The 8,795-nt window shown below is 63.5% G+C and carries 9 protein-coding genes; 7 read left to right on the top strand and 2 right to left on the bottom strand.

Features of this window, described 5'->3' with window-relative positions; translation table 11 throughout:
• Positions 1 to 31: 31 nt before the first annotated feature.
• The 4 genes from panB (at position 32) to pgi (ending at position 3,770) form a co-directional block, all read left to right on the top strand.
• The gene (gene panB, locus ACVOLS_RS06965) at positions 32 to 847 is read left to right on the top strand and encodes a 3-methyl-2-oxobutanoate hydroxymethyltransferase (protein ID WP_481545000.1); all 816 of its coding nucleotides are present in this window, start codon (positions 32 to 34) and stop codon (positions 845 to 847) included.
• Positions 844 to 1,686 carry a pantoate--beta-alanine ligase gene (panC, locus tag ACVOLS_RS06970; protein WP_481534954.1) on the top strand — a complete coding sequence of 281 codons (843 nt, stop codon included), beginning with the start codon at positions 844 to 846 and terminating at the stop codon, positions 1,684 to 1,686. Before panB ends, panC begins: the two co-directional genes overlap by 4 nt.
• Before the next feature lie 195 nt (positions 1,687 to 1,881).
• Positions 1,882 to 2,262, top strand: a complete 381-nt coding sequence (gene panD / locus ACVOLS_RS06975; RefSeq protein WP_282268181.1) for an aspartate 1-decarboxylase — start codon at positions 1,882 to 1,884, stop codon at positions 2,260 to 2,262.
• The gene (gene pgi / locus ACVOLS_RS06980) at positions 2,259 to 3,770 is read left to right on the top strand and encodes a glucose-6-phosphate isomerase (RefSeq protein ID WP_481545001.1); all 1,512 of its coding nucleotides are present in this window, start codon (positions 2,259 to 2,261) and stop codon (positions 3,768 to 3,770) included. The genes panD and pgi overlap by 4 nt, the downstream gene beginning before the upstream one ends.
• 160 nt (positions 3,771 to 3,930) lie before the next feature.
• On the opposite strand, the gene ACVOLS_RS06985 is transcribed toward pgi, so the two are convergent.
• Complete coding sequence (locus tag ACVOLS_RS06985) at positions 3,931 to 4,497, bottom strand: response regulator transcription factor (RefSeq protein WP_481545002.1); 567 nt, start codon at positions 4,495 to 4,497, stop codon at positions 3,931 to 3,933.
• Positions 4,494 to 5,720 carry an ATP-binding protein gene (locus ACVOLS_RS06990; RefSeq protein ID WP_481529391.1) on the bottom strand — a complete coding sequence of 409 codons (1,227 nt, stop codon included), beginning with the start codon at positions 5,718 to 5,720 and terminating at the stop codon, positions 4,494 to 4,496. Before ACVOLS_RS06990 ends, ACVOLS_RS06985 begins: the two co-directional genes overlap by 4 nt.
• 82 nt (positions 5,721 to 5,802) lie before the next feature.
• Between ACVOLS_RS06990 and ispG the strand changes: the two genes are divergently transcribed.
• The 3 genes from ispG to ACVOLS_RS07005 all read left to right on the top strand — a co-directional run bounded on the left by ispG (position 5,803) and on the right by ACVOLS_RS07005 (position 8,708).
• The gene (gene ispG, locus ACVOLS_RS06995; RefSeq protein ID WP_481545003.1) at positions 5,803 to 7,068 is read left to right on the top strand and encodes a flavodoxin-dependent (E)-4-hydroxy-3-methylbut-2-enyl-diphosphate synthase; all 1,266 of its coding nucleotides are present in this window, start codon (positions 5,803 to 5,805) and stop codon (positions 7,066 to 7,068) included.
• On the top strand, positions 7,049 to 7,738 hold the full coding sequence (locus tag ACVOLS_RS07000; RefSeq protein ID WP_481545004.1) for a phosphatase PAP2 family protein: 690 nt from the start codon (positions 7,049 to 7,051) through the stop codon (positions 7,736 to 7,738). The genes ispG and ACVOLS_RS07000 overlap by 20 nt, the downstream gene beginning before the upstream one ends.
• A gap of 316 nt (positions 7,739 to 8,054) precedes the next feature.
• Complete coding sequence (locus ACVOLS_RS07005) at positions 8,055 to 8,708, top strand: response regulator (protein ID WP_481545005.1); 654 nt, start codon at positions 8,055 to 8,057, stop codon at positions 8,706 to 8,708.
• Positions 8,709 to 8,795: the final 87 nt, after the last annotated feature.

Genomic DNA, 8,795 nt, shown 5'->3' on the forward strand with positions numbered 1-8,795 from the left:
TGGTCGGCTCATAAGCCACCGTTATGACCACATGAGCACACACGCAGATAGCAAGCCCTGGACCGTACCCGCATTGGCCGAGGCCAAGCGCAATGGCCAGAAGCTGGTCATGTTGACCGCTTACGACGCCGGCTTTGCCCGTGTCTTCGACGCCAATGGCGTGGATTTGATCCTGGTCGGCGATTCGCTGGGCATGGTGGTGCAGGGGCACGATTCGACGCTGCCGGTCAGCGTTGACGACATGATCTATCACACCCGCGCAGTAGCGGGCGTGCTGGAGCGCGCGCTGTTGATCTCTGACCTGCCGTTTGGCGCTGACGCCACCGCCGAGCGCGCGCTGGATGCCTCGCTCAAGCTGCTGCAGGCCGGCGCTGAGATGGTCAAGATCGAAGGTGCCGGCTTCAAGCTGGACATCATCCGTCACCTGGTCGAGCGCGAAATCCCGGTCTGCTCGCACCTGGGCCTGACCCCGCAGTCGGTGTTGCGCCTGGGCGGATACCGCGTGCAGGGACGTGGCGATGCTGCCAGGCAGTTGCTCGAGGACTCCAAGGCCGTGGCCGAGGCGGGCGCCAGCCTGCTGGTGCTGGAATGCGTGCCGACCCCGATCGCCGGCCGCGTTACTGCCGAAATCACGATTCCCACCATTGGTATTGGCGCCGGTCCCGATTGCGACGGGCAGGTGCTGGTGCTGCATGACTTCCTCGGTCTGGACAGCGGTCACCGGCGTCCCAAGTTCGTCAAGGATTTCCTTGCCGAGGGCGGCTCGGTGGCCGGTGCGGTCCGTGCCTATGCCGACGCCGTGCGCGCTGGCATCTTCCCCGACGCAGAACACGCTTACGCATCATGATCGAAACCGTTACCGAACTTTCCCGGCTGCGCGCCATTGTCAGCGGCTGGAAGCGCGAGGGCCTGCGCGTCGCGCTGGTGCCGACCATGGGCAATCTGCACGCTGGCCACTACTCGTTGGTGAAGCTGGCGCGTGAGCACGCCGACAAGGTGGTCTCCAGCGTCTTCGTCAACCCGACCCAGTTCGGTCCGAACGAGGACTTCACCCGTTACCCGCGCACGCCCGAGGCCGACACCAGTGGCTTGGAGAAGGCCGGCTGTGACGTGCTGTGGCTGCCCACGGTGGAGTCGATGTACCCGTTTGGCGTGGAGTTGGCTGCCAACGTGCATGTGCCCGGTGTCAGTTCGCTGCTGGAAGGCGCACACCGCCCAGGGCACTTCGACGGTGTCTGCACGGTGGTGAGCCGTCTGTTCAACCAGGTGCAGCCGGACGTGGCGGCGTTTGGGCGCAAGGACTACCAGCAGCTGGCAGTGATCCAGCAGATGGTGGCCGACCTGGCGTTCCCGATCCAGATCCTTGGTGGCGAGATCGTGCGCGAGACCGATGGTCTGGCGATGAGCTCGCGCAATCAGTACCTGACCGCCGATGTGCGGCCGCAGGCCACGGTTATCCGCAAGGTGCTGCTGGCCGCGCGCGATGCCTACCTGGGGGGCGCCGAGCGTGTGGCCGTGGAGCAGCAGGCGGCGGCGCAGCTGGAAGCTGCCGGCTACCTGGTGGATTACGCGGTGGTGCGCATGCCCGACCTGAGCGAACCCGGTGCCAGCCACGAAGGTGCCCGCGTGGCGCTGGTGGCGGCCAAGCTGGGCACGACCCGCCTGATCGACAACATTGAGTTCTGAAGCCGCGAGTTCTGAATAGGGCACTTGGCGGACTTTGCTTGTCCGTTACCAGGCCTCTGTATGACAGCCAATGGCGCCTTTGTGGCGCCATTGCTGTATCCGGGCAAACGCCACGGGAAAGGTCATGTTGCGGTGCGGGCAAGGGCGCGCGCCGGTGCTAGACTGCGCCCTTTCTCACGCAGTTTCGGCATTGTCATGCAACTTTCCCTGCTCAAGACCAAGATCCACCGCGCCACCGTCACCCATTCGGAGCTGAACTACGAAGGCTCCATCGCGATCGACGACAACCTGCTGCAGGCGACCGGCATCCGCGAATTCGAACAGGTGCACATCTGGGACGTGACCAACGGTGCCCGTTTCACCACCTACGCACTGCGCGCAGAAGCCGGCAGCGGCGTGATCTCGCTCAACGGCGGCGCAGCGCGCCACGTGCAGGTGGGCGACATCATCATCATCGCTGCCTTCGCCGGCATGAGCGAAGAAGAAGCCAGCACCTTCAAGCCCAAGCTTGTCTACGTTGACGGCGACAACCGCATTTCCCACACCAACGACAGCATCCCCACACAGGCCGCATGATCACCAACAACGGATTCGACGTATTGCACGCCCACGCCCAGCGTCTGCAGGGCACCGGCATTCCCTCGCTGATGGCCGCAGAGCCTGACCGGGTGCAGCGCCTGGCGCTGAAAGTCGGTCCGTTGTATGTGAACTTCGCGCGGCAGAAGTACGACCGCGCAGCCTTGGATGCCCTGTTGGAACTGGCCGCCGCGCGCGATGTCGCCGGCGGCTTCCAGCGCCTGTTCGCTGGCCAGAAGATCAACCACACCGAAGATCGCGCGGTGCTGCACAGCGCGCTGCGCGGCGATGCCAGCGATGCGCCGGTTGCAGTGGCTGCACGGGCGGAAGCGGTGGCGGTGCAGGCTCAGATGGGTGCCTTGATCAAGGCGCTGGAAGCCAGCAACGTCACCGATATCGTCAGTGTCGGCATCGGTGGTTCGGACCTGGGCCCGCGTCTGGTTGCCGATGCGCTGCGTCCGGCATCGGGTGCGCGTTTCCGTGTGCATTTCGTCTCCAACGTCGACGGTGCAGCGATGCAGCGTACTTTGGCGACGCTGGACCCGGCGACCACTGCCGGCATCCTGATCTCCAAGACCTTCGGAACCCAGGAAACCCTGCTCAACGGCCGCATCCTCTGTGATTGGCTGGGTGGCAGCGAGCGTCTATACGCCGTCAGTGCCAACCCCGAGCGTGCCGCCAAGGCCTTCGACATCGCCGCCGAGCGCGTGCTGCCGATGTGGGACTGGGTAGGCGGCCGTTACTCGCTGTGGTCGGCGGTGGGCTTCCCGATTGCCTTGGCAATCGGCTTTGAACGCTTCGGCCAGCTGCTGGAAGGCGCTGCGCAGATGGACGCGCACGCGGCCAGCGCACCGCTGGCAAGCAACCTGCCGGTGCTGCACGCGCTGACCGATATCTGGAACCGCAACGTGCTGGGTTATGCCACGCATGCGGTGATGACCTACGACCAGCGCATGGCGCTGTTGCCGGCCTATCTGCAGCAGCTGGTGATGGAAAGCCTGGGCAAGCGGGTCAAGCGCGATGGCAGCCCTGTCGATGGCGACACGGTGTCGGTGTGGTGGGGTGGTGCGGGTACCGACGTGCAGCACAGCTTCTTCCAGGCCCTGCACCAAGGCACCAGCATCGTGCCGGCCGACTTCATCGGCTGCGTGCGCAATGATGATCCCTACGAGATCAACCACCAGGCCTTGCTGGCCAACCTGCTGGCGCAGACCGAAGCCTTGGCCAACGGTCAGGACAGCGAAGACCCGCACCGCCAGTACCCGGGTGGCCGTCCCAGCACGATGATCCTGCTGGATGCGCTGACTCCGCAGTCGCTGGGCGTCTTGATCGCCATGTACGAACATGCGGTGTACGTGCAGTCCTTGATCTGGGACATCAATGCCTTCGATCAGTTCGGTGTTGAACTGGGCAAGCAGCTGGCCAGTCAGTTGTTGCCGGCGGTGCAGGGCGAGGCAGTGGAGATTGCCGACCCGATGACCCGGGAGTTGTTGGCGCGCCTGCGCTGACAGTGGGTTGTTGTTTGAAGAAAAAGCCGCGCAGAGATGCGCGGCTTTTTTTTTGCTCCCTCCCTTTGCCGTAGGCAAGGGGAGGGTTGGGGAGGGGTAAGCCCTTCGCACTACGGTGAAGGCCGTTGCCGAGCATGGCTCGGCACTACCGAAAGCGGGGTTACCTGTTCGGGTCCCGCTCCGGGCTTGGTCGCTTGGTCAGCTTGCGCTGCAATGAGCGCCGGTGCATGCCGAGCAATCGCGCGGCGGCGGACACATTGCCGCCGGTTTCATGCAGCGCCTGCTGGATGTGCTCCCACTGCAGGCGGCTGATCGGTGTCATCGCATCCGGCGGTTCAATATCCTCGGGCTCCTCACCGGCCTCGTCTTCCTCGCCCAACGCGCGCAGGATCATCTGCACCGTCGCCGGTTTCGGCAGATAGTCATCGGCACCCAGCTTGATCGCTTCAACCGCGGTAGCGATGGAGGCATAGCCGGTGACCAGCAGAATGCGCATGTCCTGGCGCAGCTCGCGCAGCGGCTGGATCAGATTCAAACCCGATTCGCTGCCCAGCTTCAGGTCGATCAGTGCGAATGCCGGTGGTGTCTGCGTCGCCAGTTGCATGGCGCTGGAGATGTCGGTGGCGGTGATTGCTTCGATGCCACGGCGGGCCAGGGTGCGCTGCAAGGTGCGCAGGTAGAGCGGGTCGTCATCGACCAGCAGGCCGTGGGTGGCAGCAGCATTCATGGACTTACCTCGATGTTGTTCAACGGCAGGCGAAAGCCGACGCGTGCTCCCTGGCCTTCGGCCGGGCGCATCCACAATTCGCCGTGCAGACGCTCAATGGTGGCATGCGACAGTGCCAGACCGACACCCATGCCATTGCTTTTGCCGCTGTTGAACAAGGTGCCGGGCAGGGCGGCATCATTGGCGTTGAAGCCGGGGCCGTAGTCGCGTACTTCGCCATACAGCTGACCTTCGTGGATGCGGATGTCCAAGTCGATCTGTGCACGCCCAGCATGTTCGCCGGCATCGGCGGCATTGTTCAGCAGTACCTGCAGCAGATGGCCGATGCCGGGGTCCAGCTTCAGATGCAGCGGGGCGTCGGGGTTGCGGCGCAACTGGATGGTGGGGCGCACCAGTCGCCATTGTTCCAGCACGCTGGCGATGGATACCGGTGCGCGGCTGCCGGCACCTTCAGCTGGTGCTGCCAATGCCAGCACTTTCTCCCGGCACTGCACCAGCAACTCACGCAGGGTTTCCAGATCGTCGCGCATTTCCGGGGTGGCGGCGCCTTGCTCGACGATGTCGTCGGTGAGCAGGGTCATGGTCGCCAGCGGCGTGTTGAGTTCATGGGCGACAGAGGCGGCATGCGTGGCCAAGGCGACAATGCCTTCGTTGCGGACGAAGCGCTCGCGCAACATCGCCAGCTGGTTCTCGCGCTCGCGCAAGGCCGCGGCCAAGCGGGTCGAGAACACCAGTACCACCACGCTGGACAACAGGAAATTGGCTGCGGCCCCCCACAGGTGAAGGCTCATCGTGTCGAAGTAGCCCCCCTTCAGTGGCAGCCCGAACACCGCGCTCAGCGCATACCCACCGACGCAGGCCGCAGCTACCGCATGTGTCCAGCGCAGCGGCAGCGCCAGCGCAGCCAGTGCGATCAGGATCAGGAACAGCGAGCCGAACGGATTGGCGATGCCGCCGCTCCAGCCCACCATCCAGGTCAATACCGTGACATCGACAAGGATATGGCCGAAAGCCGTAACCGGTGCCGGGTCGGTGTCATGCACACGCAGCTGCACGTACAGGTTGAACAAGGCCAGTACAGCGACGCCGGCCCACAGCGGCTCCTGGGGCAGTTCAAGGCCCAACAGCCAGGTGGCCACAAGGATGGTGGCGGCCTGGCCTGCGGTGGCCAGCCAGCGCAGGCTGCACAGGGTGCGAAGAAAAGAGGTATCTCGGGTTTCCATGGCGCAATCGTATGCTGTCGCGGTGGCTACCACGCAATCCAAGGTTCATGCCGTGGGGGCGGCTGGCGCGCTAAAATGGGCAATGCATGACGCCGTGACCCGCCCAACACCGCCCACCGACGCTACCGCGTGGCCCCGCCGTATCACCCAATCCGTCGCCATCGGCGGGGTAAAGGTGGGCGGAGGCAATCCCGTGGTGGTGCAGTCGATGACCAATACCGATACCGCCGATGTGGCTGCCAGCGTCAAGCAGGTGGCTGAACTCTGGCGCGCGGGCTCGGAGATGGTGCGACTGACCGTCAATAATCCCGAATCGGCTGCGGCCATTCCGCGCATCGTCGAGAAGCTGGCGATGATGGGCATCGATGTGCCGCTGATCGGCGACTTCCATTACAACGGTCACCAGCTGTTGACCGCTGAACCGGCCTGCGCCGAGGCGCTGGCCAAGTACCGCATCAATCCGGGCAACGTCGGCTTCGGCAAGAAGAAAGACACCCAGTTCGCGCAGCTGATCGAATTCGCCATCAAGTACAACAAGCCGGTGCGTATCGGTGCCAACTGGGGCTCGTTGGACCAGGCACTTGCGGCCAAGTTGATGGATGAGAACAGCCAGCGTGCGCAGCCTTGGGATGCAGGGCGCGTGCTGCGCGAGGCCTTGATCCGCTCGGCGTTGGATTCGGCCGAGACCGCGGTTGAACTGGGCCTGCCGCGCGATCGCATCGTGTTGTCGGCCAAGGTCAGTGGCGTGCAGGAACTGATCGCGGTGTACCGCGATCTGGCGCAGCGCTCGGACTTCGCCCTGCACCTGGGCCTGACCGAAGCCGGCATCGGCAGCAAGGGCATCGTCGCTTCGTCGGCGGCGCTGGCAGTACTGATGCAGGAAGGCATCGGCGATACCATCCGCATTTCGTTGACGCCCGAGCCAGGCCAGTCGCGCACGCAGGAAGTCATCGTCGCCCAGGAACTGCTGCAGACCACCGGTCAGCGCGCTTTCACGCCGATGGTCACCGCTTGCCCCGGCTGCGGTCGTACCACCTCCGAGTTCTTCCAGGAGCTGGCCAAGGTGGTGCAGAATCACGTGCGCGAAAAGATGCCGGTATGGCGCGTCAGCCATCCCGGTGCGGAGAACATGACGCTTGCGGTGATGGGATGCATCGTCAACGGCCCGGGTGAATCGCGTCACGCCAATATCGGCATTTCGCTGCCGGGGACCGGCGAAACCCCGGCCGCGCCGGTGTTCGTTGACGGCGAGAAGAAGATCACCCTGCGCGGTGACAACATCGCCCACGAGTTCGTCGCCTTGATTGATGACTATGTCGAGACCCGCTATGCCCGAAGCTCCGGTTGATTCCCGGAGCGAAGCTGCCGGTCTGCGCCGCTGGCTCGCCCACAATGCGTGGCGGCTGGTGGTGTTGTTCATCGGTGTGCTGCTGCCGTTGGCGGGTTTCGTGGCCCTGGCCGACGAAATCCACGAAGCCGAGGCTTTCCACTTCGATGCAGCCCTGTTGCTGCGCATGCATGCGATGGCCACGCCAGGCCTGAACGGCTTCTTCGTGCTGATGTCCAAGCTCGGTTATCAATGGGGCGTCATCCCCCTGGATATCCTGATCGTGGCGGCGCTGCTGTTGCGGCGGCATTGGCGCAAGGCCGCATTTGCGGCGACGGCCTTCATCGGTTCGGCGCTATTGAACCTGGGCAGCAAGCAGATCTTCCAGCGTGAACGCCCGAGCTTGTGGGAATCGATTGCGCCGGAGAGCACGTTCAGCTTCCCCAGCGGGCACGCGATGGGGTCGATGACCCTGGCGCTGACCCTGGTTTTCTTGACCTGGCGCACGCGCTGGCGCTGGCCAGTGGTAGCGCTGGTCAGCGGTTTTGTCGTCTCGGTAGGCTTGTCCCGGGTCTACCTGGGGGTGCATTACCCCTCGGACATTCTCGGTGGCTGGTGTGCCGCAATGATCTGGGTGACAGGGGTCTATACGGTGATGTTCCGCCGCCGCTGGTCGCTGCCGACGCCATGAGGCGCACTGCAATTGGGATTGTCGAAAAGGTAAGAGAAGTCCTAAGTCATTGGACGAATTGACCTGATGGATACAGTATTGGCTGCAACGGCATAGTGAGCTCGCCAGCCGCAGGCGCATAAACCGCATCATCCTGATGCTCAAAACTACAGACACATTTCCTGCGAGCGGGTGTCCGATACAGCCCAGTTGGGCCACTTCTGCTTGATAATACACATGGCCTTGCCATGAGGGACGGGGGAGGGCCGTCGCCTCGCATGCTCGGATTTTGCCGCGCCCAAGGCTTCAACTGTCACCTCGCCGCGAGGAATCCTTCATGACCATCAGCGTTTTTCTTATCGATGACCACGCGTTAGTGCGCACGGGCATTCGGATGATTCTTTCGGGGCAAACCGGGATTGAAGTCATCGGTGAAGCGGACAGCGGAGATGTCGCGCTGCCGCAGATCCGTCGTCTGAAACCAGACGTCGTGCTTTGCGATCTGCACCTGCCGGGCCTGAGTGGCCTGGAGATCACCGAGCGCATCGTCAAAGGCGATCACGGCACCAAGGTAATCATCGTCTCCGTGCTGGAAGACGGGCCGATGCCCAAGCGTTTGCTGGAGGCGGGAGCATCCGGCTATGTGGGCAAGGGCGGGGATTCGAAAGAGCTGATTCGTGCCGTGCATGACGTTGCCATCGGCAAGCGCTACCTGGCGACCAGCATTGCGCAGAATCTGGCGCTGTCCAATCTGGAAGGCGGCGAATCGCCGTTCGACCTGCTTTCGCCGCGCGAACTGGAGGTGGCCTTGTTGTTGATCCAGGGGCACCGCCAGGAGGAGATCGCCCGTCGTCTGAGCCTCAGCGCAAAGACGGTGAATACCCATAAAGCGCGGCTGTTCCAGAAGCTCGGCGTGCAGGACAACATTGCTTTGGCCCGGTTGGCCGCTCAGTACGGTGTTGGTGATGAGGGTGTCAGAAATTTTGTGTGAGAGGCATACCATGATGCTGCCAAGGAGCATGTATGCCACGCAAGAAGAAGACGCCGGTGGTCACGCCGGCCATTGATCTGCCGAAGG

The organism is Stenotrophomonas sp. STEN038 (assembly GCF_056759895.1).

What these genes read in the sequence shown, in the direction of transcription:
- panB (WP_481545000.1), top strand. Translation starts at nt 32, where the DNA reads ATGAGCACACACGCAGATAGCAAGCCCTGGACCGTACCCGCATTGGCC.
- panC (WP_481534954.1), top strand. Translation starts at nt 844, where the DNA reads ATGATCGAAACCGTTACCGAACTTTCCCGGCTGCGCGCCATTGTCAGC.
- panD (WP_282268181.1), top strand. Translation starts at nt 1,882, where the DNA reads ATGCAACTTTCCCTGCTCAAGACCAAGATCCACCGCGCCACCGTCACC.
- pgi (WP_481545001.1), top strand. Translation starts at nt 2,259, where the DNA reads ATGATCACCAACAACGGATTCGACGTATTGCACGCCCACGCCCAGCGT.
- ACVOLS_RS06985 (WP_481545002.1), bottom strand. Translation starts at nt 4,497, where the DNA reads ATGAATGCTGCTGCCACCCACGGCCTGCTGGTCGATGACGACCCGCTC.
- ACVOLS_RS06990 (WP_481529391.1), bottom strand. Translation starts at nt 5,720, where the DNA reads ATGGAAACCCGAGATACCTCTTTTCTTCGCACCCTGTGCAGCCTGCGC.
- ispG (WP_481545003.1), top strand. Translation starts at nt 5,803, where the DNA reads ATGCATGACGCCGTGACCCGCCCAACACCGCCCACCGACGCTACCGCG.
- ACVOLS_RS07000 (WP_481545004.1), top strand. Translation starts at nt 7,049, where the DNA reads ATGCCCGAAGCTCCGGTTGATTCCCGGAGCGAAGCTGCCGGTCTGCGC.
- ACVOLS_RS07005 (WP_481545005.1), top strand. Translation starts at nt 8,055, where the DNA reads ATGACCATCAGCGTTTTTCTTATCGATGACCACGCGTTAGTGCGCACG.